This is a genomic window from Paenibacillus sp. Soil750 (assembly GCF_001428045.1).
Classification (GTDB): domain Bacteria; phylum Bacillota; class Bacilli; order Paenibacillales; family NBRC-103111; genus Paenibacillus_E; species Paenibacillus_E allorhizoplanae.
In genome coordinates this window covers 23,610-48,649 of sequence record NZ_LMSD01000017.1, presented here as the reverse complement: position 1 = coordinate 48,649, position 25,040 = coordinate 23,610, and the positions used below count along the sequence as shown (strand labels likewise).

The window sequence follows — 25,040 nt, the reverse complement described above, 5'->3', positions numbered from 1 at the left end:
CTCCTCTTAATAAGTTTTCTTCATCCACGCCGTGATGCCAATTCCATCCGAGTCATGCAATTCCTCGACATCGGCATAGCGAAGCAAAGTTCCGTCCTTGATGGCGATGAAGCTATCCCATATCGACTCGAGTTCCGGGATCACGTGGCTGGTCATGATTAGCGTCTGGGATTCCAAGTCAAGGTAAGAAATCATTCCTCTAACAATCGATTCCTGTACCATCGGATCCAGTCCGGACAACGGTTCATCCATCAAAATGTATGGCACTTCTCTGGCTAGTGTGAGCATGATTTTAGCCCGGCTGCGTTTACCCTTCGACAGATCCCTAATTCTCACAGTCGGTTCCAACTGCATGAACACCATGATCTCTTCCGCCTTAGTGACATTAAAATCGGGGAATTGCGCAGCCTGATAGGCGATTGCTTCTTTTACCGTAAACCAAGCATAAGTCGAGTCTTGGTCGGATAAGTAGGAGACAATCGTGCTGATTCTTCGGTGCGCCTTCTTCCCATTTATAGTGACAGAGCCGCCAGTTGGCTGAAGAAGTCCCGCAATGAGCTTTAGTAAGGTAGATTTTCCGCCACCGTTTTCTCCTACGATTCCAATGATTTTCCCCATAGGCAATGTTAAAGTAATATCTCGAATGATGGGTTTCTTGTTATAAGTTTTCGAGACGTTAGACAATGCGATCACATTACTCATCTCCCTTATCTCTTTTGTTCAAGTGATCCTGCAATCCGGTCACGATCTCCTCCGAGCGATAGCCCATCTCCCGCATAACTAGAACAAAGGAGGCAATCTGCTCTTCGATCATGCTCGAGCGAAGCTGAGTCAATAGCTCTTCCTGCTCCGTGACGAACGTGCCTTGTCCTCTTCTCGTCTCCAAAACCCCTTCTCGTTCCAGTTCGCTGTAGGTGCGTTGGATGGTATTCGGGTTGACATTATAGGTTACCGCCATCTCCCGGACGGATTGAAGCTTCTGGCCCGCTTGCAGTTCCTGGCTTACGATTTGCCTCTTAATTCGATCGGCAACCTGGAGATAGATCGATTTGGAAGAATGAAACTCATCCATGATTAAACCTCGACTTTCCTGTCAACGATCCATGAACTTAAATAGAACAGAACGATGACAATAATCAAGTTATAGAAGTATTCGCCCAAGTAGAGGGGGAACGGATCTACTGAGAACGTCGGAAAATAGATTTCCATGCCACCCCATTGCGTAACGAGCTTATAAAGACCCGAGGAAGTGATAATATTATCGATCCAGCTCGACAAGAGAACGGCGCCGATAAGGACTAACCAGGCTAAACGGCCGATTCGATTTTTGAGTGCATAGTACAGAGACCACAGAAGGATGACCCAGACGCCGATTGCCACGGAGATAAGGATTGCGTGCAGGAAGATCAACCATGCCGCACTCCAAGTATCCGTCCAGTACTCTTCCATTAAACGAAACTTCGCCCGGAGCAAGATTCCCGCCATCGAGTACAGAACAGCCAAGGAGACGAGCATCGTCACCAATCCACTCGTTAGTTTGCTTAGAAGCAAGCTGATAGCTGACCTCGGATTGTGAAGCCAAACGTGCAAGTGCGAGGCTTCTGTTCGTAGGCTTGCGAATAACGCGATCGGAAGATAGAAGACATGGAATCCGGCAGCGGCTAACAACGGAATGAACAGATATTGGCCGATAAGTCCAGCAATGATGATGCTAATGACGTTAATAACAAGCCCCGTGAATAAGACGGTCGTCGATAATCGCAAATCCTTTTTTACTATAGCTGCCCATTTGGCCATTGTGCTATCCCCTTTGAATTAGGAAAATTGTATTAGTTAAATAGTACACCAATACATTAGAACACGTCAAGGGGCGAAAATATGCTGATTGCGTTCGAGCATCGAGTCGTCAATATGAACGCTGTATCCCGATCGTCGCGGTTAAATTCTCTACACGACGAATGGTTTCGCTGCTCAGTGTCAACTAGAATTTTCGCCACGAGCACCCGCTAGGATTGAGGAATTGGTGAAATCAGCGGAACCACGTTCCGTAACTTCAGAGTGGTACAGAGATATCGCGCTTGAGGTGGGCGGAAATAGTAGCTATACATTATAATAAAAACGGCTACGCTGTCCTTGAAGGACGGCGTAGCCGTTTTTATTATAAAGAGTTGACTTGAATTGTTCCATACTTAAGCTGTAGCTTTAGCTTTGGCTTCAGTAAAAAAATATAAGAGTGCAATCAAGGGAAGTAAGGCACCGATCCAAGTTGTTATCACCCATCCTCCATGCGCATAGGTTAACCCACCTACGAACGATCCTACGGCTCCCCCGATAAAGAAGATAGCCATGAAAAGGCCGTTGAGCCGCCCTCTAGTTTCATTTCCCAATGAATAAATCGCCCGTTGTCCGACAACGAGATTGCCGGAAACCGCCATATCCAGTGTAATTGCCGCAATGGCAAGTAATACGAGTGAAACATTGGATTTGTTATGAACAAGTGCAAGCATAAAGAAAGATACAACAGCAATCAATATGGCGCTGAGCGTAAGTGGTCGGGTCCAGTTTTTATCAGCCAACCTTCCTGCAATTGGAGCTGCAATGGCTCCGGCAACACCAACTAAGGCAAACAGCGCTATCCCTTGCTGGGACATCCCGTATTCGTCCGCTAACCGCAAGGGGACTGTCGTCCAGAATAAGCTGAATGCGCCGAATAGGCAAGCCTGATAGAAGGCACGACGTCGGAGTAAAGGTGTTTGTTTGAATAATCGAAGTAAAGAAGCCACCAATTGTCCATAGGTTAGACTTTTCCCAGGCCGCCGTTCAGGCAATCGACTTAGCAGCAAAAGCCCCAACAATACCATGAGTCCAGCCGATATGGCAAAGATCGCTTGCCAGCCCCATACGCCAGCGATTAAGCTTGCAATCGGACGTGCCAACATGATACCGAGCAAGAGCCCGCTCATGACATTGCCGACCACGCTGCCACGTTGCTCTTCGGTTGATAAATAAGCGGCGAATGGGACTAGAATCTGTGCGACGACAGAGCTTAGACCAATCATCAGAGCTGCGGTCATGAAGAGAAATGCTCCTTTAGAAAAGGCAGCAATAAATAAAGCGAGCACGATAAAAAAGAGCAGGGAAACGATAAGTCGGCGATTCTCCAACATATCACTTAAAGGCACGATGAAAAGTAGACCAGCGACATAACCAATTTGTGTAATGGTTACAATAAGCCCCGCGATTCCTGAAGGAAGCCCCAAGTCCTCGCTAATTGGGCCAACAAGTGTTTGGGAGTAATAAAGGTTGGCAACAATAAGTCCGCATGCCGCGGCTAATAGAAACATCATGCCTTTCGAAATGCTTTGCGTAGCAGGAGCATTTGATTGATTCATCGTCATCACCCTTTGTCAGTTATGAAAAGAAGTTTACTAATAATTACTGAACGATACGTTTACTTATTCTGATGAAATTAATATATACTGAACGTATCGTTTTGTAAATAGAAGAATATATAACTTTATCAACGTTAACAAAATTATTATACTAAGTTATAGATATTTACTGAACGAAGGAGAGAGTATGATGTCATCGAAAAGAGGAAGACCACGAGATCCGAATACTCAAAAGTCCATTCTGGTTGCTTCCTACGAGCTTCTTTTGCTACATGGATTCAAAGGTGTCACTGTTGACAAGATTGCGGAGCATGCGGGAGTCAGTAAAGCTACTATATATAAATGGTGGCCTAATAAAGCCGCTGTGGTGATGGATGGTTTCTTAGACGCGGCAACCGAAAGGCTGCCAGTCCCTGATTCAGGAAACGTATTCGAAGACGTGTTAATCCACGCTACGAACCTATGTAGATTCATGGTTAGCCAAGAAGGGCATATGATTGCAGCGATAATCGGTGAGGGTCAAGTTGATCCTATCTTAATGGAAGCTTGCCGGACCCGTTACATCCTCCCTCGCAGATCAGAAGCGCTTACGATCTTGCATAAGGGGATAGAACGAGGAGAGCTAAGGCAAGGGCTTGATTTAGCGATCTGTGTTGACTTAATTTATGGTCCTCTTTTTTATCGTCTGCTGGTCACAGGCGAACCTTTGCAGGATACGTTTGTAAAACAACTGGTTGAAGCTGCATTTTATGGACTAAAGCATCGCTGATGGTTGAATAGGCCGGTTCATGAAAAGTAAAAGTGCTAAGTGTAGGAATACTATATACGACGTTCGGTCGTTTTATTCGGCTACCATGTAATAACCTTACATAGAGGTAATAACAATGAAAAGAAGCTATTGCGTTACCCAGTGGGTGTACGGAATAGCTTCCTCCAGGGACGCCGCTAGGCGCTTTTCCTAAAGCAATCCAAGAAAACATATCTAATGCACCAATTGCTCTAAATCCGGCTGTAGTTTATTCCGCAGCACATAGAGCATGACCGCCCCGACGAGGAAGGCAACGGCATCCGCAATAACGAGCGACCAGACAACACCATGGAAGCCATTCAGGCGATTCGCGAGATACAGAACAGGGATGAGCGTCACCCCTTGCACGATGGCCATGACGAAAGCAGCTTTTCCTTGACCTGTCGCTTGGAAAATTCCTGTGAAGAGTGTTGTCGTCCCCGAAATGAATAGGGACAAGAATGTGACGTGCAAAATATAGCTGCCTATTTCAATCAATTGTGGGTCGTTCGTGAAGAAGCCAATCAAATGATCCGAAGTTAAGTACACGATAACACCGAAGATCGTAGCCAAAGTAGCGACAATCATGATCGTAAAGCTGATCGTTTGCTTCATCCGCAGTTTATTGGCAGTGAAGGAAAAGGCGATGAGCGGTACAACCCCTTCACATAGTCCCATCAGGATAAACTCAGGGAATTGCAAGAGTCGTGACGAAATGCCAAATCCCGCAACGGCATGATCTCCATATTCAATCAAGTAGTGGTTGAATATGAGACTCATAGCACCTAAAAATATGCTCATAATGTCCATTCTTTACTGAGCATTCTTAAACATGTATGATAGCAAGTAGCAGGGAAAGGAGGTTATTCAGATGGCGAGACCTAAAGAGTTCGATCAGGAAGCTGCGCTAGACAAAGCGTTGGAGGTGTTCTGGGAGAAAGGTTACGAACGAACATCGATTCAAGACTTGGTGGAACATACAGGCGTTCATCGCGGAAGCTTGTATGATACGTTCGGGGATAAGCATAAATTATTCTTAACCTGTTTGGACCGGTTCCGAATGGTTGCGAAGGAACGTGTATATTACATCTTGGAAGAGGAAGGCGAACCCAAAGAGGTATTGCAGCGCTTCTTTACGAAGCTGATCGATGTATCACTAAGCGATGAGCATCAGCGCCGCGGATGTTTTGTCGCGAACACGGCAATGGGCATAGGTAACAGCGATCCTGTTATAGCGCTACGTGTGGAAGCTCATACACTCGATTTGGAAACGACGTTCTATCACTTCCTAATTCGAGCGCAACAAAAAGGAGCACTCAAGAGTAAGTTTGGCATTCGTGAGCTTGCACGGTTTCTCGTAAATACAAGACACGGTCTGCACGTTATGGCCAAAACAGCAACAGATCGCAAAATGTTGGAGGATGCAGCTGCGGTGGCTATGTCAATCTTAGTGTAGTAGATGACATAGTCGTCGGTGCTTGTTTGTTAATTAAAGAATTATAATTCTTTAATTAATCTCATTTTTCCGCGAGTATTGTGGAGATATAGGAATAAAATCCGATTGGAGAAGGATTGGTTAGAAATAGTTATTGACCGATCATTCTTAAATAAGGTATGCTGTATGGCGTAGGGGAAATGAAGAACGCTTGAAAGGTCGAACGCTAAATCTGCACTGAAGTGTAAGTGTTTCATGGTCGACTTAAAGGCATTTTTTTTGATCTTTTAAAGAACAACCATTCTTAAATAATTATAAATATGAACTGGAGGAATTACAATGAACATGACAAATCAAATTGCATTAGTAACAGGAGCGAACAGAGGTCTCGGCCGTCAATTAACGATTGAATTGATTGCTAGAGGGGCCAAAGTATATGCAGGTGCTAGAAACCCTGAAACTGTAGATATCCCAGGTGCCATTCCGATCCAATTAGATATTACGGATCCGAAATCGGTAGCCGCGGCTGCGGAGGGAGCAAAGGACGTAACGTTGTTGATTAACAACGCAGGATCATCAACGGGCGCTTCGCTGCTTGAAGGTGATTGGGATAGCATTCATCTTGAATTTGATACGCATGTATTCGGTACGCTTAGCATGGTTCGTGCATTTGCACCGATTATTGAGCGAAATGGTGGAGGAACCATTCTGAATGTACTCTCTGCCCTGTCCTGGTTCAGCATCGGAGACGCTGGAGCTTATACCGCTGCTAAATCGGCAGAGTGGGGGTTGACTAACGTACTGAGACTGAATTTGGCTCCTCGTAACATAAGAGTTGCTAGTCTGCACGTAGGGTTTATGGATACGGATATGACTGCGGATATTCAAGCGCCAAAAGTTAATCCTACGGATATCGCCAAAATTGCTATTGATGGCATTGAAGCTGGAAGCTACGAAATCGTGGCCGATGATACGAGTCGTCAAGTGCAGAGCGGTCTTGCAGGTGGCGTGACGAGTCTGTACCCGCAATTATTCCAGGCTAAGAAGTAAATCATAGATCTCATAGATAGGGCGAGTCCATAAATACTGAAGGAGGCAACGTGAATGAAACCATTGTCAACGAAAGCAGCATTCTGGGCAGTAGCCTGGATTTTGACCATCAGTTTGTGGGTCAGTACAGCTCCCACGATTGTTTTCCCTATATATGCTTCAGAATGGCATCTCTCTAAGGCAGTAACGACAGGTATATTTGCAACGTATCCGATAGTACTTATTCTGGTCCTCGTTCTTCTAGGGAATATTTCAGATTACATTGGTCGTCGAAACACGTTATTGATCGGACTTACTTTTCTACTCATAAGCGCATTAGCATTCGCATCAGCACCGAACGTATTCTGGCTGTTCGCTGGTCGTATCTTGCAGGGAATTGGCGTAGGACTAACGGCAGGATCTGGCGCCGCCGCACTTGTAGAATTTAATCCGACGTCGAATAAGAAATACCCTGGATCTATTAATACAATCACACAGGCCTTTGGTCTGTTCCTGGCAACGATTATAGGTGCAGTTCTTATCAAATATGCCCCATCACCGCTGCATTTTAGCTACTGGGTGTTGACCGCTATTGTGATCATCAGCATGATCCTATGTCTCTTCATTCCTCAAAATAAAACACCGGAGTCTATCCAGAAAACGGGCTGGAAGCCGCAAGGTATTCAAATCCCGCCAGGTCAATGGGGGTTATACGCATTAGCTGCCTTAGCAGTTGGAACGGGTTTCGCGAATGGTGCAGTCTTTTTATCGCTAGGCGCGCAAATTGCACGCGATGTCATTGGAACGAATGACATTCTTGTCATTGGCACCGTTCTGTCGATAGCGTATCTGTTGGGCGCCGTTAGCGCTACAATTGCAGGGCGCTTGGGTCCTAGAACATCGATCCGTGCGGGGATGATCTCGGTCTTTTTGACAGTGATTATGCTAGTTACTGCTTCAGAGTTGCATTCCTTTATGTTGTTCGTCATCGCGGCGATTCTCGGCGGACTTGGCTATGGCTTCTCGGCTGCAGGAGGAATCGGGATTGTCGTTATCAACTCGCCGGCTCAGTATCGCGTACAGTTTATCTCAGCTGTGCTGGTCGTCGCATATTTGTTCCAAGGACTCAGTGCCTATGGTGGCGGGGTTGTCTCGACGGCTTTCGGCTTCAACAACGCGATTTGGATCCTGTCTATCGTTGTGGCCTTCCTTGCACTCCTTACCTTATTCCTTTCGGTGAAAAACCGAATGGTAATGGTGTCAGCCCCTGTAACGCCGAAGCCAATTAGATAATCGAAAATGTTAATGTGGGTTATGTCTTATTCCGTTTGCATAGGGTGGGGGGCTATGATAAAATGCAATCAACAAAGGAGTGATTGGGATGACGGAGGAGAGCCACTCACACGACATGTGTGCAACTTCAAGCGAACGAAAGAGTCACCATTCCGATAAAGCCAAGAGTAATCTAATCACCCGATTGAACCGGATTGAGGGGCAAATTCGTGGGGTTAAGGGGCTTATTGAGAAAGATACGTACTGTGACGATGTGCTGAATCAAATTTCATCCATCCAATCCGCGTTAAATGGGGTAAGTAAGCAATTACTTGAGCATCATATGAAAAGCTGTGTGATTGATCGCATTCAAGAAGGCGATGAAGAAGTAATAACCGAGTTACTAACAACGATAAATAAACTCATGAAATGACGGATCTGGAGATCCTACCAACGTAGGTAAAAGGACTTCACCAAATAGGTGAGGTCCTTATGCGAGTTAGATGCTATGTGTCTATTTCTTGATAAGGTTCAAATTAATCGCCTGTTGTTCCGTTAGAATAAACTCCTGTTGAGGCCAAATATCCTCATCTTTATCTCTGCCGAAGAGACGAAGGAGCTCTAGCCAAACCCCTTTTTCTATAGCCTCTGCAGCTGTGATCATGATCTTCATAATAAAACACCTCCTGTGTTTAATTACACGGATCTATTGCTTTTTAAACGAATTAGGCAGGATGTTCCGAGGTGCTTTATTGATAGGATATGCTCTAGGGTACGAATTCATCCTCTTAAAGTTAGATATAATCGATATTCGTATACGATGTAACAAGGGGAAACAAAAAGATAAAATAAGTTTCCGACTTGACTTATATAGGGTAGGGGGGTATACTAAAAATAAGATAAGGTTGTTGAACAATTTCAAGTTGGCCAAACGGAAGTAGTCGGTAACCTTTTACAAAGATGAAATAAATCTAATATATAAAGGAGAATGAACGATGCAAAATGTAACGTTGAAAGTAGCAGGCATGTCCTGTAACCATTGTGTAAATTCCGTTGAGGGAGCTTTGAAAACGATAGGTGCTACAGGGAAAGTTGACTTAGCGAACGGAACGGTCCATGTGGAATTTGATGAAAATAAGCTGACACAAGATGCGATTAAAGAAGCGATTGAAGATCAAGGCTACGACGTCAACTAAAAGAGGTGTAGATGATGGAAACTGCTGATGCTGCAACAAATACGAAGCAAACATCATTGCAGATAACGGGAATGACATGCGCCGCTTGTGCTAATCGGATTGAAAAGGGTTTGAATAAGCTGGAAGGGGTCACGGAAGCCAACGTCAACTTCGCGATGGAGCGAGCCACGGTAATTTATGACCCTAGTCGTATCGACGCAGCCAAGATGGAACAAAGCATACAGAAACTAGGCTACGATACGGCGAAGGAATCCGTTGATTTACAGCTTGAAGGCATGACCTGTGCGGCTTGTGCCCAGCGGATTGAGAAGACCTTAAACAAATTGCCAGGTGTGAGAGCGGCTACGGTGAATTTTGCAATGGAAACGGCCCATGTCGTGTACAATCCTGCTGATCTTACGATATCTGATATGCAGAAGCGGGTTGAGAAGCTTGGCTACAAAGCTGTTCCTAAACAAGAGCAAGGCGACCCCGCGGAACACAGGCAGCAAGAGATCGGAAAGCAGAAGCGTAAGCTTCTGATATCAGCCATCTTATCATTGCCGTTGCTGTGGTCGATGGTCAGCCACTTTTCGTTTACCTCATGGATTTGGATACCGGAATTGTTCATGAATCCGTGGTTTCAATTGTTGATGGCAACGCCGGTTCAGTTTTACATCGGAAGACAATTCTACGAAGGTGCTTATAAAGCGCTGCGCAATGGCTCTGCCAACATGGATGTACTGGTTTCACTAGGAACGTCAGCAGCTTACTTCTATAGTCTGTATTTGACGATTGACTGGGTTGTCGGAGGCGCCGGCATGCATCATGGACCGTCTCTATACTATGAAACAAGCGCGGTGCTGATTACGCTAGTCATCATGGGGAAATTGTTTGAAGCTTTGGCTAAAGGACGGACATCGGAAGCTATTAAATCTTTGATGGGGCTGCAGGCGAAGACCGCAATGGTTATCCGCGAAGGTCAAGAGCTCAACATACCCATTGAAGAAGTGATAACTGGGGACGTCCTGCTCGTCCGCCCTGGAGAGAAAATACCGGTAGACGGAGAAGTACTCGAAGGTCGATCCGCGGTGGATGAATCGATGCTTACTGGCGAAAGTCTACCCGTGGCAAAGAAACCTGGTGATGCGGTTATAGGAGCAACCATTAACAAAAATGGCATGCTTCGCATCCAAGCGACGAAGGTAGGGAAAGATACTGCACTGGCACAAATTATTAGAGTTGTCGAAGAAGCGCAAGGCTCGAAAGCGCCGATCCAACGGGTGGCCGACGTTATTTCAGGGATTTTTGTCCCTATCGTTGTGGGAATATCCCTTATCGCTTTCTTAGTCTGGTATTTCGTAGTGACACCGGGCGATTTTGCAGGGGCTTTGGAAAAAGCTATAGCCATCTTGGTTATTGCCTGTCCTTGTGCGCTGGGCTTAGCGACACCGACTTCGATTATGGCGGGATCAGGGCGCGCGGCCGAACTGGGCATTTTGTTCAAAGGCGGCGAGCATCTGGAGAAGACCCATCAGATTGATGTGATCATTTTAGATAAAACAGGTACAGTCACCAAAGGAAAGCCAGAACTTACCGATGTATATGCGGAAGGTGACGAAGCGGAATTCTTACGACTTGTAGGCGCCGCGGAGAGAAACTCGGAGCATCCCCTCGCAGAAGCGATTGTAGCAGGGATTAGAGAAAAGGGCGTTGAACTGCCCGCGGTAGAATCATTCGAAGCCATCCCAGGCTATGGCATTAAAGCTGTCGTTGAAGGGAAAGAGCTGCTTATCGGAACACGACGTCTCATGGAGCAATTCGGTGTAGATGCGAAGGGTACTGAAGACGACACGATGTCGAAGCTGGAGGAGTCCGGTAAAACAGCTATGCTTGTTGCCATCAATAAAGGGTACGGGGGTATAGTAGCTGTAGCGGATACCGTCAAAGAGACATCACTTGCCGCGGTTAGCCGTTTGAAGGCTATGGGCATTCAGGTCATCATGATCACCGGTGATAACGAGCGGACGGCCAAAGCAATCGCAGCTCAGGTGGGTATTGAGCATGTACGTGCCGAGGTTCTACCAGAAGGTAAAGCTGAAGAAGTGAAGAAATTACAGGCACTAGGAAAGAAAGTAGCGATGGTTGGAGACGGTATTAACGATGCACCGGCGCTAGCGACGGCTGATATCGGGATGGCGATCGGAACGGGCACGGATGTGGCCATGGAGGCTGCTGATGTTACACTCATGCGCGGGGACTTAGCCAGTATTCCGGATGCGATCTACATGAGTCGCCAAACGATGCGCAACATCAAACAAAATTTGGTCTGGGCACTCGGATATAACACGTTAGGTATACCCATTGCTGCGCTTGGCTTATTGGCACCTTGGGTGGCAGGCTTAGCCATGGCATTAAGCTCGGTTTCTGTTGTTCTTAATGCACTTCGTCTTCAACGTGTGAAGATTCGTAACGAATTGTGACCTTAGATAGAGGAGAGAGAAACGCGTGAATATTCATAAAATAGGGCTTATCACAGCTATGCTCGCGGTACTGTTACTTAGCGCATGCGGGAGTGTCAGAGAGGCATCGAGCAAGAGCCCGCATGGCGGTCATGAGGCATCCTCTAGCCCAGCAAGTGGGGATGAACACAGCGGACATGGGGGCAAAATGCCTGAGGCATCCACGAACCTGAAAGCATCGTTCACCTTCGGATCGACAAGTCTGAAAGCCAATGAGAAGTCGGAATTAACGATCCAAATTGCGGACGATGCCGGCAAACCTGTTACTGATTTTCAAGTGAATCATGAGAAGCTGCTGCATTTGATTATTGTGAATCACAATCTATCGTCTTTTCAACACATCCATCCAGCCTACCAAGGAAATGGCAAGTTTACGGTCAGCGCAAGCTTCGATGCAGGTGGAGACTATAAGCTCATCGCTGATTTTATTCCGAGTGGCGGAACTAGCACAACGCTCAGTCAATGGGTGAAGGTTGCCGGTAAAGAGGCGGAGCATACCGTGCTTAAAGCGGATGCCAAGCTGCGGCAAGAGGTCAGCGGTAAGGCAGTTGAACTTTCCTTGAGCAGTACGAAAGCCAAAGAAGAGGTAACGCTCAGTTTTACAATTCGAGACGCTCAGACGAATAAGGAGATCACGAATCTGCAGCCATACTTAGGTGCTGTAGGCCATGTTGTGATTCTGTCAGCCGACGCCGAGCAGTACATTCATGTACACCCCCTTGAGGAGAAAGCGACAGGCCCTGTTGCTAAGTTCGCTACCTCTTTCCCAGAAGCGGGAATCTATAAGCTGTGGGGACAGTTCCAGCATAACGGAGAAGTGTTTACAGTGCCTTTCGTTGTTGATGTAAAATGAGCCCGTTATTATGCGCATGAATAAGCCCTTGCGTCCTTCAATAGGAAGGATGCAAGGGCTTATTTGTTGTGAGCGGCTTATGATGGTAATCCTACCGATGCCCCTTAACCAACTTCATCTTCAAAGCCGTCTCATAGTTGGTAAAATGCACATAATCCCCATGCATCCACAGAAGGAGCGCGTCTTCTTGCCCGTTGCTCCTAGCTAGGACAGGCCTCACGTTATTGTGAGATGAACCGCTGGTTACCGCAGTCGATTCCCACGTTTTACCATGATCTGTCGTATGCCAATGCTCGATCTCGAATATACCATTGACCGAACGCGATAGATACACGTTAGCTGGGTTGGCATGATCGAGAATAAGACCGCCTGAGTAGAAAGGTTCCCGTTCCACAGCGCCTTGCTCGGTTTGCGGGAACCAGGAGCCGCTGGCTGTCATTTCATGATTCTCCCAGGCATCGTCGTTCCAATAGCTGTACCAGTAGCGGTGATCCGTATTGGCGTGGAAGACGGCGTACACGATGACAGGACGACCGCCCTCGTCCACCGCAATATCCCAGATCCATGCCTTCGTATCGTGCAGGATTCCGTCGAACACCACATCGGCTTCACTGGGAAGCATAGGCAGGTCAGATAGCGGTTTAATGGTTGAACCGTCCGCGTGAGAGAGGTTGCCATCTTGGATGCAAGCACAGTAGATGCTGTTGTGCGTTTCTATATTAGGATGTCCGTCTGTAAAAGCAAACCAGATAGTATCCTCCCCGTTGCTGGCATACTTAACGTAGGGGCGGGCTCCGTCTCCCATGATTAAGGTTCGGGCTTCCGACCACATCCCCTCTTTATCGGGTAAAGAACTGAAATTGGGTTTGAAATTACCACCACGCCAGAACAAATATTGCTTTTGTTCCTGGTGGAGATAAATCGGATTGGGATATGTATATCCATGCATGCCGCTCGTATTCTCCGGAAGTTCTTGTTCGGCGCCAAAGGATGCGATATCCTCTGCGGTTTCCATTTGACGGTAATACATCGTCTTCCCATTATGAGCAGAGTAGTAGATGATCGCACGTCCATCGGCAGGAAAATACAACGAGGGATTCGCATGGTCATCCTGCTGTAGACTTGGTTTAATCATGACGGAGTTAACTGACCAATCACGATGATCATAGGCGCCGATCATGACGTGGCCGTGCTTCGTTAACCAACCGACATAAGTACGGTCATGCTGCCCGACATAACGGACTGCCCGTGGATCAGCGAAGAAACACCACGCCCCATCCTCGGTAAAACTTAAATGATGTTCGCCTCGCATAGAAATCAATTCCTCCTTCATATACTTTTCGTCCCTCCATGTATTCGGACGCAGATACGTGGGAATGTCCGGAATTTCCTACATTCTACCTCATCCGTTCTGAGCTGTGAAGTTCGAATTTGGCGTGCTTTTTCTGGCAGATCGACCAAGAAAATCACTTCGTAAACGCCTTATACTGAAAGGTGATTCGAGGGAGGAGAATGCTTCTTATGCAATATCGGAAATTTGGCAATACGCAATGGGACATTTCAGAGGTTGGTTTCGGAGGCTGGCAGATTGGGGGTGGCGGGGCTTTCGGTCAAGTGGATGACCGTGATTCAGTTAAGACGCTGCTTGAAGCCTGGGATCGGGGAATCAACCTGGTAGATACAGCTCAAATGTATGGGAAAGGCCACTCTGAGGAAGTCATCGGTCAGGCACTCAAGGAATGGCACCACAATCATATCTATATAGCTTCCAAGGTGCAGCCCGTTCAATGGCCGCATCCGAATGAGCTTGATCCAGCTATGATAGGGCGCTATCCCAAAGCTCACATTCGCAAGCAGTGCGAAGACAGCTTGACAAGGCTAGGTGTGGAAACCATTGATTTGTATCAGCTGCATGGTTGGTTCCCTAAGGGGTTAGAGGATCTAGAATGGCATGAGGCATTGATGGAGCTCCAGAAGGAAGGCAAAATCCGTGAATTCGGTGTGTCCATTCGGGATTATCGTCCGCAGGACGGTATTGCGCTTGCCGAGGCAGGGCTGATCCAAGCCCAGCAGGTTGTTTATAATATTTTTGAACAGAGGCCGGCGGAGGAACTGTTACCTGCATGTAAGAAAAATGGCGTCGCTGTTCTTGCCCGGGTCCCCTTTGACGAAGGTTCACTGATCGGCAGCTGGACACCGGAAACTTACGATACCTTCGCACCAGGCGATGTTAGACGTACTTATTTCAAGGGCGATCGTTTCCTGCGGACACTGGAGAAGGTGGATGCGATCAAACGGATGATCCGTGAATACGATGCTACCATGACGCTTGCTGAAGTGGCGCTTCGTTTCTGTCTGTCGGATGAAGCTGTAAGCTGCGTCATTCCGGGGATGCGCAACGTGAACGAAGTGGAAGTCAATCTCAAAGTGTCGGACGGCAAGCCGTTGCCGCCAGAGCTGCTGCAGCAATTAAAGCCGTTCAATTGGCCACGTAATTATCATAATCCGGATACGTTGGTGGATCCGTTATGAGTGCTTTTGCCAGATTCCATAAGCGCCTAAAGGAGAAAGCAGATGATGTCCGGGCTCGCCCCGTTGCCTACGTGGCCTTCGGTGATAGTGTGACCCAAGGGTGTATGGAATACGCTACCATCGAGCATGTGCAAGTCTACCACAATCTGCTAAAGAATCGAATCGTGAAACGGTATCCTACGACGATTCTGAATGTCATCAATGCTGGTGTATCCGGTGATACGGTTGTTAAGTCGGAGGCGAGATGGCAGCGAGATGTGATTGCGTATCAACCGGATCTTGTGACCATTGGCTTCGGCGTGAATGATTGTCATGCTGGGGAGGCAGGGCTTAAGCCGTATTTGGAGAAAATGGACGCGTTAGTGCGAATTGTGAAGCGAGATACAGAAGCAGATCTCCTGTTGCTTACGCCAAATATGATGATGTTGCATGACAACGATTCCATGCATGAGAAGGATCGAACTGTATTGCCTGGATTCTTACATGTGGCAGAGAAGGGATACTTACGGCTGTATACCCTAGCGCTGAGGGAGTATTTAGAGCAAGAAAAGCTGGCTTATGTGGACGTATATGAGCTATTCGAGGACTGGTTGCTGAAGGGGCAAGGACCTCATGCTAGATTGGCCAATGGCATCAATCACCCGGATCGCGCACTGCATGTCCAAATAGCAGAACGAATCGAAGCTCGGATATTCGAAGAATACGAATAACTTTTACAGAAAGTGGGGAGCGCCGCATGTTCGAACAGGCGAATTGGATATGGAAGTCGGGAGACCGAAGACCGATTAATGAGCACATCCTGTTTCGGAAAACGTTTACATACGAGACAGAGGCAGCTAATCGAGCGATGTTGTATATCTCTGCGGATACCAAGTATAGATTATGGGTGAATGGAGCGGAGCTTGGAGAGGGTCCTATTCGTTCCACAGCGGATCATTGGTATTATGATGAGTTTGATATTACTCACCTATTGCAGCCTGTCACGAATGTCATTGCTGTGAAGGTCTGGCACTACGGCCATTCCAATTATCAATACATTGAGAATGAAGCAGGTCTTATTGCTGAATTATCCTTGCAGGGCGACGAAGGTATTCAAGTGATCGGCACAGATGAAACATGGTTCTGTTGTAGACATGATGGATATGATGCTGATGTCGTCAAGCGAAATGTGAATTTGGGTTGGATGGAAATATACGATGCCAATGTGATGGGCGATCAATGGTTGCTTCCCTCCTACGATGACGGGAGTTGGGCGCGAAGTGAAGTTGTTGCTACCTACGGCGGCGCGCCTTGGGGGAGACTGTATCCCCGAGTCATTGAGCCGTTGTCCACACAGATCGTCAGGCCGAAGCAGATGCTTGCACTTAGTGAAATTGCACCCATCCGCCAAGTGATATCCGTCAATATGCGGGATAATCTGTATCCAGGCTCGCGCGATGCGAATGCGAAGATATTCAGCGGGTTTTTGGCCGTTAGGCTGGTGGCGGAAACAGAAGCCAAAGGTCGTTTAACATTTGCACATTCCAAATGGAATGGTGTTCAGGGACGGTTCAAGATCGATGACCGCTGGTATGTTCATCATGACGAGATACAGCTGGCTGCCGGCGAGCATCTATTCATGATGGAAATTTGCGGCGTTCATAATGATTTGTTCTGCCATATGGAATTCGATTTCGATTCGGAGCTACAGTTTGCTCATCCAATTAGTGGTGATCAAGATGCCTCATTCGTAACCATTGGCCCATTCGAGACAATAGAATCGGTTGCCGATGGCTTTAAGCCAGTATACGGGGGCGTTGAGAAGAGAACAGGTCTGAATCACGAACATGCGCTGCTGCTGGAAATCGGGGCTTGCTCCACTTTGAAGGCATTCGAGGCGTACCATGACATGTGCAAAAATGTTCATTCTAGGCATGTGCTCGTTAATAAAATGATCTATTCGTTGATGATGCGTAAACGATTCGTCAAGCACTATCCCATTACGAACCAGCTAGAGCGAATGCTCCATGATCATCTGCTGCCTACAGTACTTCCTGATACCGTAGAAGGCGGGGATCTCGAAATTGTATTGGATTTCGGGAAAATTTATGTAGGTACGATTGAACTAGAAGTTGATGCACCCCAAGGGACGGTGATCGATGTTTATGGCTTCGAGAACCGCGTCAATGGCGTCAATGCCTATACATCCGGCTGCAATAATTCATTCCGATACATATGCCGTGAAGGTAGACAGGTGTTCAAGAGCTTCACCCGGATGGGCTTCCGATATGTGATCGTGGCGGTGCGTAACGCTAATACGCAGATACGGATTCACCGAGTTCAGCTGAACCAATCTAGCTACCCGGGCACGGATAAAGCGTTATTCCGCTGTTCAGATCCCTTGCTGAATGACATTTGGGAAATTTCCCGACATACATCGCACATGTGCATGGAGGATACGTTCGTCGATTGTCCCACCTATGAGCAGGTATTCTGGGTAGGTGATTGCCGAGTGAGTGCACTTATTAACTATCAGTTGTTTGGTTCTTATGAGCTTGTCAGGCATTGCTTGGAAATGGTACCGCGTTCGCGGAGTCAAAGTCCGCTTCTGCTTGCCTTATTCCCTACGGATTGGCAGGCGGCTATTCCAATGTGGACTTTTAGTTGGATAATCGCCTGTAAGGAGTACGTCGATTACAGCGGCGACCCTACATTCATCGAGGCGATCTATCCGGAAATCAGGATAACACTCGAAGCGTATAGAGGGTTTCTCAACGAAGATGGCCTATTCGATACCAGCTCTTGGAATATGCTCGATTGGGCGCCGATCGACATTCCCTCGGTTGGTGTCGTCACAGCGCAGCAGGCACAGTTGGCCCAGTGCCACCGAATCGCAGCGGAGATGGCGGAATCTCTGGGCCTACGCAGCGAGGCGGGGGCTCATCTTCATCACGCGGAGCAGTTGAAGCGGGCGATTGATGAACATTTATGGGACGATGAGGCTCAAGTCTACCTAGACGGTATCCACCGTAACGGTAAGTCTTCGACAACAACAAGTCTCCAGACACATGTGTTGCTGTATCTGGCGGACTGCCTGGGAGAGCGACAGGCAGCGGTTATCGAACCTCAGCTGCTCCATCCAACGAAGGATTGGATTCAAATTGGCTCTCCCTTTTTCTCATTCTATTTGTTTGAGGTGTGGAGGCGTTTCGGTGAACTGGATCGCACACTGGCGCAGATTAAGACTGACTGGGGTCAAATGATCCGATATGGCGCCACTACCACGTGGGAAACCTTTCAGGTATTCCCAAGGAGTCATGCGCATGCTTGGTCAGCTGCGCCAGCTTTTGTCCTTGGTAATCAGCTGCTGGGCATTGAGAAAGTAGAGGAGGGCTACCGGAAAATTCGAATCGCCCCGCCTGTGACGGAACTGCTCTGGGCAGAGGGGATCGTTCCGACTGCTTACGGGCGTATCGATGTATCGTGGTCCAAGGAAGATGGGAAACGAGTGATGCACGTAGCTGTTCCGGTAGATATTCAAGTAGAGGCAATCCAAGAGCAGTTGGCGGATTGGGATATTCAGATTCATGTGGTTAGATAGATCTGGATGGCTCTATTCAGGCAGGTGCTGATGTTAAGCTTCCTTCTGGTTTTTGCGGAATTTCCCGGGCGAGATTCCATGCATCTGTTTAAAAAGCTTATTGAAAAAGCTCAAGTCGTCGAAGCCGACCTCTTGTGCTATCTGTAAAATGTTGCTATTTGAAGAAAGCATCAACTCTTTCGCTATCCGTATGCGAATTTCATTGCGGAATTCGATGAAGGTCTTGCCCATGTACTGCTTAAACCTAGAGGTGAAGGCGGACTGGCTCATGCTGCACATCTGGCTGACTTGGGCAAGCGACAGCGGATTCGCGTGATGCAGCTCGATAAACTCAGCTACGCGCTCAATAATTTTATGCTCAGAGGCTAGCGCTGTCATCGGTTTGTGCAGCATTTGGTCGTAACAGCGGCTGAGGAATACGAACATTTCGATGAGTCTGGTCTTCACGAGCAGGCGATAACCGAGCATCTTCTCGGTGTATTCGCTAAGGATTCGGTCAAGCAGCAATTTCATCTCGATCCTTTGGTGTGGATTCAGCCTGAGATGAGACTGGAAATGGACGGACTGCCGCAGAAAAGGCTCCACATAGAAAAAGTCGACGAACGACGTTACATTGGACAACGACTGCAGCTCGTGACTTAAAATGGATGGAGCAAACAGTATGTTGTAAACGATGAGATGTTCATCCACGAAATAAGCATGCTCCACATCTGGCTCGATGACAAATACATCACCTTCTTGAATAAGGTATTCCGCTCCTGCATAGATATGGCGACCCGATCCCTCTACCACATACACAAACTCGACGAATTCGTGTGAATGTGGCTTGACGGATTCTTTTTTTTTGAACGTGTACTGCTCGAGATGAAAGGGGAATTCGTGCGCTTCCAAGTAGGCTTCATTTTGAAATCGGGTCATCGGGCAAGACCTCCAGAAAGGAAGATAAGTGCTTTATTTCTATTTATCATAGAGTATATGCAGATAGAAGGAAAGCTGGTAAATCACCTTGAAACTCTGACGGATTCCCCAAGTCTGCTCCCTTGTACACATGATAAAGTGAAATTAAAGTACAGAAAGTACAAAAGGAGCTGGCTGCCATGACCAATGCAATTCAATCGCTATTAACCTTGGAGCAACGCACATTTTATCAGGAGAACGGGTTCGTACAAGTCGATAATGTCCTGAATGAACAAGAATTAATAGAGCTACGTCAATGTATGGAAGAAGTGATGGTCGAAGAGTCTGCGTCGCTGTCATTGCAAACGGATAAAAAAGGCGGCAGTTACTACCGCGTGCTTAACCAGCGTGTTAATGTCTGGCGGGATCATGCCGGCATGCATAAATATTCATTCAACCCGCGGTTTGCGCAAATGGCACTCGAGCTTACGGGGGCTAGCGGCATTCGTCTCTTTCACGATCATGCTCTGTGGAAAATGCCAGGCGATTCGAAACCAACCCCGTGGCATCAAGATTACCCTTATTGGCCGATGACGGAGCAGGGGGCTATGTCGATATGGATCGCACTCGATGATGTGGATGAGTCGAATGGTTGCATGATGTTCGTACCGAAATCGCAAAATGCCGGTAAACTCAACCATATCGATTTGGCCAATCCTCAGGATTTATTCGAGTTCGTTAAAGGGACCGATTATGAGAATGCGAAGCCTGTAAAAGTGCCTTTAAAAGCAGGTAGTTGTACGTTTCATAATGGACTTACCTTTCACTATGCGCACTCGAATGTAACGGATAAACCTAGGCGTGCACTAGCGATTATTTATATGCCGGACGGAACAACTTTTAACGGGAAGAAGCATGCGATAACGATGGATTTGAACTTGCAGGAAAATCAACCGCTGGCAGGTCGGATGTTCCCACTATTAGCCTCCAGATCGTAAGGAGAAGGTCAGACATGGACAAAGATGATATGAAGAGTAAGGAAGACCTTCTTGCTCATCTTGGTGACGATTATGACCGTTTTTTGGGTGCAATCGTCCCACCTATTTTCCAAAACTCACTGTTCACAAGGAAAACGGTTAATCACGGGTATACGTATACGCGCGTTGCCAACCCGACGACGGAGATTGCCGAAATGAAAATTGCAGCCCTCGAGGGTGGGGAGGAAGCACGTTGTTTCTCTTCGGGAATGGCCGCTATAAGCGCTGCCTTGTCCTACTATCTTGAGAAAGATAGCCATGTGATTTGTCCCCGTGCTGCCTACGTGCCGGCGAAAGCATTTTTGGAAACCTACATGAAGAAGTTTGGCTGTGAGGTTACGCTCGTATCAGGGGAAAGCATCGAGGAATTCGAACAAGCGATCCGCCCGAATACGAAAGTTATTTATTTGGAAAGTCCGCTATCGAATATTTTCTCGCTCCAGGATTTGCAGGCAATCTCCGCGTTGGCGAAATCTTACGGGGTTGCGACGATTATTGATAATACATGGGCGACGCCGCTCTATCAGAATCCCCTTGCCTATGGCATTGATCTCGTGGTTCACTCCGCATCTAAGTATTTGGGTGGACACAGCGATATTCTGGGTGGTGTCATTATAGGCAGTAAGCAGATTCTAGAATCGATTACCAATAACGAAAGAAGTTTGTTTGGAGCTGTTATGGATCCCCACCAATCCTGGCTGCTCATTCGGAGTTTGCGGACCCTCGCGGTTCGGATGAGGCAGCATGAGGAGAATGGTAAGAAGGTCGCTGCTTTCCTTGAAGGTCATTCTCAAGTATCCACTGTCTACTATCCAGGCTTGCCTAGCCATCCGCAATACGAGCTTGGGTGCAGGCAGATGTCCGGTTACTCCGGTTTACTAAGCTTCGTGCCTAAGGGGGACAAACAGCAGATTATGAAGATGATGAAAAGCCTGCGCTATTTTGAAGAAGGTCCCAGCTGGGGTGGTTTCGAGAGTCTCATTAATTCACCTGGGCTATGGGTAAACGAGGAGACATCCCTCCTATCAGGAATTCCGATTGGTCTAATGCGCATTTCGGTTGGTCTGGAGAGTGCAGACTCGATTATTGAAGATTTAGATCGCGCACTGATCGGAATGACACGATAGTCGTTAGGGGAAACTGTCGATCGTAAATTGCACGAAGTATGAAGGGGACGAGGGTTAACGTGAGCTATGTACAGGATTGGCAGGCTGTTCAAGAGAAAATTCGGACGGAAGCGTGGGCGAAGACCGTCTATGATACGCTGCTTGAGACCACGGAGTGGTGGGTCACTCATTACGCAGATGATCCAAGGAGAATTACGGGGTGGGGTCATAACTATTTCTGTGAAGCTTGCGGGAGCAGGATTGATTTCGAGAGGGAAGCCCCTCATGTGAATAGCTGCGGAAGCTGTGGCCACGTCAATAAGGGTGCACGTTTCGATCAAGCATGGAATTATTTGTACCGGGATGAAGCGCACAAACACGTTTTTTATGCAGGGGTGTTGTATCAGTTCACGGGCGATGAACGTTACCCGGCTTACATCCGCAGCGTCTTGTCATTCTATAGCGATCATTATGAGCAGCTCCAGGTAGACGTTCCCGCCGGTTATGTTGGAAAAATAGCCGGCATTAATCTCTGCGATGCGGTTGGCATGATTTGGCTATTGCAGGGCATGGAGATGGTGAAGGAGACGCTAAGTGCCACAGAGCTTCGGCACTACAAAAGTCATCTATTCGATCCCCAGGTAGAGCTGCTGGAAAGACTCTGTACGAGTATTCACAACATTACGTGTTGGATGAAGGCAGCTGTGGGCATGACGGGGATGTTCTTCGGTGATAGCAGCTACGTGGAGAGAGCCTTGGAGGGGCCATTCGGCTTGCTGCAGCAATTGCAGCAGGGCGTAACAGCAGAAGGATTCTGGTACGAAGGTTCATTTCACTATCATTTCTATTGTGTAGAACCGTTTACTTATTTCCTCTTGTTCGCCCGTATGTATGATGTGACATGCAAGGGAATGGAAGAGATTGTTAAACGGATGTATGTGTTCCCAGTTGAGCTTGTGTTTGATAACGGTGTTTTCCCGAATCCGAATGATGGCTGGCCAAATATCGCACTGACTCACTATGCGGGACAGTATGAGTACGCGAATCGATTGTTTCCAGATCCAGCCTTTGAATATGCGCTTTCCAAATCCTATGAGGCGTACTACCAGCCGACGATGGCCTATGGAGGGATGATCGAAAATTCACCTGAAGGGTGGGTTCAACGTCTCCTCTTCGGCAAAGGGGAATATGCAGGGGAAGAGATGCTCCGCGTCACGAAAAACTTTCCGGCCTCTCTTATTTGCTCGTTACGCGCAGGAAAAACGGCTTTATTTATGAAATACGGACTGAATACGCGGAGCCATGCGCACCCTGATTTAATGAATATCGAGCTGTTCGACGCGGATTACCTATGGTCTCACGATATTTCCTCGAATGGCTATGGTTCTTTCTTATTTCTAGAATGGCAGCGGAAGACAATTGCCCATAATACGGTCATCGTCGATGGCGTCGATCAGATCTGTTCGGAGCGGGGGTTTGTCGAACAATTCGAACCGGAGAGGAACTGCATCCGTGCCAAAGCTAAGGATGTATACCCTGGAGTCGATTATGTGCGTGATATTCAGCTTAAAGAAGGACACATCTCGGATACGTTTGAGGTCATCACCGCAGACGAACATCAGACAGATTGGCTTTTCCACTGCCAAGGGGAGATGGCGACGGCGTTCGAAACACAGCCGTGTGCGCCCATCGGGAATGAGTTTGGCTATCAGCACTTGATGAATCTGCGTGTATGCACGACGGATGAGAGCTGGTCGATACGCTGGGTTTTGGCAGAACGCACGTTGACGCTTCGAATGGAAGGGTGCGTGGGCACCGAGATATATGTATTTGAGGGCTACGAAGATACAACAGCTAAGAAACGATCCGGTGTATTGGTAAGAAGGCAAGGGTATGGAACGGAGTATCGTGCCGTTTACACGATAGAGTGAAAGCTTAAAGTCATTTCTTCTTATGGGGGGGTAGTATCAATGGCGAAGAGAATTGAAGTGGACGTAACGGATTACAGCTTCCTTGAAGCTGCATCTTCCTATAAAGGCTCGCTGCTGCGACCGATAGATACCGCAAAGCTGCTGAAGATGTGTTTCTGGTTAGAGTTCGAACTGTCACGAATGACGATGGGATGGGTCTCGTCTGTTCCAGATTGGGATCTGAAAGGGGAACTTGTGCGATTGTCGTACTTGCACACGCAGCATATGGTACAACTGCGTGAACGAATCAGTGAGTTACCGGGAGCCGATATCAACGATAAAGCCTGGACGCCAAGTGGTCTCCAAGAAGCCTGTCAGCGTATTACGCAAGCTGGAGGGCTGATTGAATTTGCTGCGGGCTATAAGTTCATCGTCCAGAAGCTTTATGAGCAGTATACCGCATTTCATGAAACGCTGGATCCGATCCTCGACGGACCGACGTTTGATAAACTGCGATATATCGAGCTGGATAAGGAGCAGATGCTTTCTTGGGGCATTCCTTACGTGAAGTTTGCTTATGTGGAAGATGGGCAGAAGCGTGAGGCGTATCATAGTTGGCTAGTTTATATCGATCACGTATGGAAGGTGCTTGAGAAATCATCATCTGGGAAAAAGATTGATTGGCCTGACCATCCGGTTCTTGAGCCGGCCGGCCCGATCCCACTGAAGCCTGCTAACGATCCCAAGTATCCGCATGTCGATCTGACTAAATATAAAAGCGCCATGTTCGATCCGAAATCTCCCACTTACGATAGCTTGAAACATATGATTTTCATCAATGCCAGTGAAATGTCGGCTGTGGAAAGCCTCACCTATCTGTACTACGGCGTACAGAAAATGCCCGTAGATTTCTACCTGGATGTAGCACGGCACACGTGGGATGAAGTTCGTCATAGTCAAATGGGTGTTCGTCGATTGAAACAGATGGGCTATCGTACGGAGGATTTCTCTTGGCATCCGTCTACAGCGCCGACGCCAGAAACGATGGATCAGGTGTTTCCAGAGTTCTATGCCAGTCTAACCATGGTTATGGAGCCCTGCTCCTTCATAAAGAAACGGAAGTCGATTGGTGCCTTCATGAAGCACGGTGATCCATTGTCATCGATCCAATCCGAATATGATATTGCTGACGAGCGCCTTCATGTTGGATTTGGGCAGAAATGGGGTGCGAAGCTATTCGAGCATATGGAGGATTTCATATCTGCTCAGAATGCCGCCGAAACGGTTAAGCAGATGCATCTTCGTAAAATGGGCTATAGCCAGGATGAGATTAACAAAGTGCTGCACAGCTTTCCAGAGTTCTGTGGATTTGCAACGATGGAACTCAATTATGATAAGTACTAAAGAACACAATCGATAGCCGATTACCGTGGAAAGGTTTATAATGCTAACAATAAGTGCGTGAGCTGTTGGCTCACGCACTTGCCATTCCATCAGAATGCAGGTGAAGCGT

The 25,040-nt window shown here is 47.4% G+C and carries 22 protein-coding genes and 1 pseudogene; 15 read left to right on the top strand and 8 right to left on the bottom strand.

Features of this window, described 5'->3' with window-relative positions:
- Positions 1-6: 6 nt before the first annotated feature.
- The 4 genes from ASL11_RS19015 to ASL11_RS19000 form a co-directional block, all read right to left on the bottom strand.
- Positions 7-702, bottom strand: coding sequence for an ATP-binding cassette domain-containing protein (locus ASL11_RS19015; RefSeq protein WP_082595595.1), 696 nt, complete (start codon positions 700-702; stop codon positions 7-9).
- Positions 695-1,072 (bottom strand): GntR family transcriptional regulator, encoded by a 378-nt coding sequence (locus ASL11_RS19010; protein WP_056618163.1) that lies wholly within the window; start codon positions 1,070-1,072, stop codon positions 695-697. The genes ASL11_RS19015 and ASL11_RS19010 overlap by 8 nt, the downstream gene beginning before the upstream one ends.
- Positions 1,073-1,074: 2 nt before the next feature.
- Positions 1,075-1,797, bottom strand: coding sequence for a hypothetical protein (locus ASL11_RS19005; RefSeq protein WP_056618160.1), 723 nt, complete (start codon positions 1,795-1,797; stop codon positions 1,075-1,077).
- Between the two features lie 392 nt (positions 1,798-2,189).
- Positions 2,190-3,392 (bottom strand): MFS transporter, encoded by a 1,203-nt coding sequence (locus ASL11_RS19000; protein ID WP_056618157.1) that lies wholly within the window; start codon positions 3,390-3,392, stop codon positions 2,190-2,192.
- Between the two features lie 190 nt (positions 3,393-3,582).
- Here ASL11_RS19000 and ASL11_RS18995 point away from each other — a divergent pair, with 190 nt between their 5' ends.
- Positions 3,583-4,161, top strand: a complete 579-nt coding sequence (locus ASL11_RS18995; RefSeq protein ID WP_056618154.1) for a TetR/AcrR family transcriptional regulator — start codon at positions 3,583-3,585, stop codon at positions 4,159-4,161.
- A 213-nt stretch (positions 4,162-4,374) separates the two neighbouring features.
- Here the strand turns inward: ASL11_RS18995 and ASL11_RS18990 are convergent.
- A pseudogene (locus ASL11_RS18990) lies at positions 4,375-4,983 on the bottom strand (MATE family efflux transporter); the annotation flags it as partial.
- A 67-nt stretch (positions 4,984-5,050) separates the two neighbouring features.
- On the opposite strand from ASL11_RS18990, the gene ASL11_RS18985 reads away from it, so the two are divergent.
- The 4 genes from ASL11_RS18985 to ASL11_RS18970 all read left to right on the top strand — a co-directional run bounded on the left by ASL11_RS18985 (position 5,051) and on the right by ASL11_RS18970 (position 8,348).
- Positions 5,051-5,635: a TetR/AcrR family transcriptional regulator gene (locus ASL11_RS18985; RefSeq protein ID WP_056618151.1), complete on the top strand. Its 585-nt coding sequence runs from the start codon at positions 5,051-5,053 to the stop codon at positions 5,633-5,635.
- A gap of 318 nt (positions 5,636-5,953) precedes the next feature.
- On the top strand, positions 5,954-6,664 hold the full coding sequence (locus ASL11_RS18980; protein WP_056618147.1) for an SDR family oxidoreductase: 711 nt from the start codon (positions 5,954-5,956) through the stop codon (positions 6,662-6,664).
- Between the two features lie 54 nt (positions 6,665-6,718).
- Positions 6,719-7,936, top strand: a complete 1,218-nt coding sequence (locus ASL11_RS18975) for an MFS transporter (RefSeq protein WP_056618144.1) — start codon at positions 6,719-6,721, stop codon at positions 7,934-7,936.
- An 88-nt stretch (positions 7,937-8,024) separates the two neighbouring features.
- Complete coding sequence (locus ASL11_RS18970; RefSeq protein WP_056618141.1) at positions 8,025-8,348, top strand: metal-sensitive transcriptional regulator; 324 nt, start codon at positions 8,025-8,027, stop codon at positions 8,346-8,348.
- Positions 8,349-8,429: 81 nt separating this feature from the next.
- Here ASL11_RS18970 and ASL11_RS37105 read toward each other — a convergent pair whose 3' ends face one another.
- On the bottom strand, positions 8,430-8,588 hold the full coding sequence (locus ASL11_RS37105) for a hypothetical protein (RefSeq protein WP_164483573.1): 159 nt from the start codon (positions 8,586-8,588) through the stop codon (positions 8,430-8,432).
- A gap of 322 nt (positions 8,589-8,910) precedes the next feature.
- On the opposite strand from ASL11_RS37105, the gene ASL11_RS18960 reads away from it, so the two are divergent.
- The 3 genes from ASL11_RS18960 to ASL11_RS18950 are packed head-to-tail and all read left to right on the top strand — an operon-like array spanning position 8,911 to position 12,465.
- Positions 8,911-9,111, top strand: coding sequence for a copper ion binding protein (locus ASL11_RS18960; protein ID WP_056618135.1), 201 nt, complete (start codon positions 8,911-8,913; stop codon positions 9,109-9,111).
- A gap of 11 nt (positions 9,112-9,122) precedes the next feature.
- Entirely contained in the window at positions 9,123-11,573 is a 2,451-nt protein-coding gene (locus ASL11_RS18955) for a heavy metal translocating P-type ATPase (RefSeq protein WP_442953073.1), read from the top strand.
- A 25-nt stretch (positions 11,574-11,598) separates the two neighbouring features.
- On the top strand, positions 11,599-12,465 hold the full coding sequence (locus ASL11_RS18950; RefSeq protein ID WP_235550513.1) for a hypothetical protein: 867 nt from the start codon (positions 11,599-11,601) through the stop codon (positions 12,463-12,465).
- 91 nt (positions 12,466-12,556) lie between these two features.
- On the opposite strand, the gene ASL11_RS18945 is transcribed toward ASL11_RS18950, so the two are convergent.
- Positions 12,557-13,777: a BNR-4 repeat-containing protein gene (locus ASL11_RS18945; protein ID WP_063795628.1), complete on the bottom strand. Its 1,221-nt coding sequence runs from the start codon at positions 13,775-13,777 to the stop codon at positions 12,557-12,559.
- Between the two features lie 209 nt (positions 13,778-13,986).
- On the opposite strand from ASL11_RS18945, the gene ASL11_RS18940 reads away from it, so the two are divergent.
- From ASL11_RS18940 to ASL11_RS18930, 3 genes are read left to right on the top strand one after another with little or no spacing between them, the layout of a single operon-like run.
- On the top strand, positions 13,987-14,997 hold the full coding sequence (locus ASL11_RS18940; protein WP_056618126.1) for an aldo/keto reductase: 1,011 nt from the start codon (positions 13,987-13,989) through the stop codon (positions 14,995-14,997).
- A complete protein-coding gene (locus tag ASL11_RS18935) occupies positions 14,994-15,707 on the top strand; it encodes an SGNH/GDSL hydrolase family protein (RefSeq protein WP_056618123.1) in 714 nt (237 codons plus the stop codon). Before ASL11_RS18940 ends, ASL11_RS18935 begins: the two co-directional genes overlap by 4 nt.
- 26 nt (positions 15,708-15,733) lie before the next feature.
- Complete coding sequence (locus ASL11_RS18930) at positions 15,734-18,577, top strand: family 78 glycoside hydrolase catalytic domain (RefSeq protein WP_056618120.1); 2,844 nt, start codon at positions 15,734-15,736, stop codon at positions 18,575-18,577.
- Between the two features lie 33 nt (positions 18,578-18,610).
- Here the strand turns inward: ASL11_RS18930 and ASL11_RS18925 are convergent, their stop codons facing one another.
- On the bottom strand, positions 18,611-19,495 hold the full coding sequence (locus tag ASL11_RS18925; protein ID WP_056618117.1) for an AraC family transcriptional regulator: 885 nt from the start codon (positions 19,493-19,495) through the stop codon (positions 18,611-18,613).
- 179 nt (positions 19,496-19,674) lie between these two features.
- Between ASL11_RS18925 and ASL11_RS18920 the strand changes: the two genes are divergently transcribed.
- From ASL11_RS18920 to ASL11_RS18905, 4 genes are read left to right on the top strand one after another with little or no spacing between them, the layout of a single operon-like run.
- Positions 19,675-20,472 carry a phytanoyl-CoA dioxygenase family protein gene (locus ASL11_RS18920; protein WP_056618113.1) on the top strand — a complete coding sequence of 266 codons (798 nt, stop codon included), beginning with the start codon at positions 19,675-19,677 and terminating at the stop codon, positions 20,470-20,472.
- Between the two features lie 14 nt (positions 20,473-20,486).
- On the top strand, positions 20,487-21,638 hold the full coding sequence (locus ASL11_RS18915) for a trans-sulfuration enzyme family protein (protein WP_063795625.1): 1,152 nt from the start codon (positions 20,487-20,489) through the stop codon (positions 21,636-21,638).
- Between the two features lie 59 nt (positions 21,639-21,697).
- The gene (locus ASL11_RS18910) at positions 21,698-23,548 is read left to right on the top strand and encodes a heparinase II/III domain-containing protein (RefSeq protein WP_056618110.1); all 1,851 of its coding nucleotides are present in this window, start codon (positions 21,698-21,700) and stop codon (positions 23,546-23,548) included.
- A gap of 39 nt (positions 23,549-23,587) precedes the next feature.
- Positions 23,588-24,931, top strand: a complete 1,344-nt coding sequence (locus ASL11_RS18905; protein WP_056618107.1) for a DUF455 family protein — start codon at positions 23,588-23,590, stop codon at positions 24,929-24,931.
- The last annotated feature ends 109 nt before the right edge of the window (positions 24,932-25,040 follow it).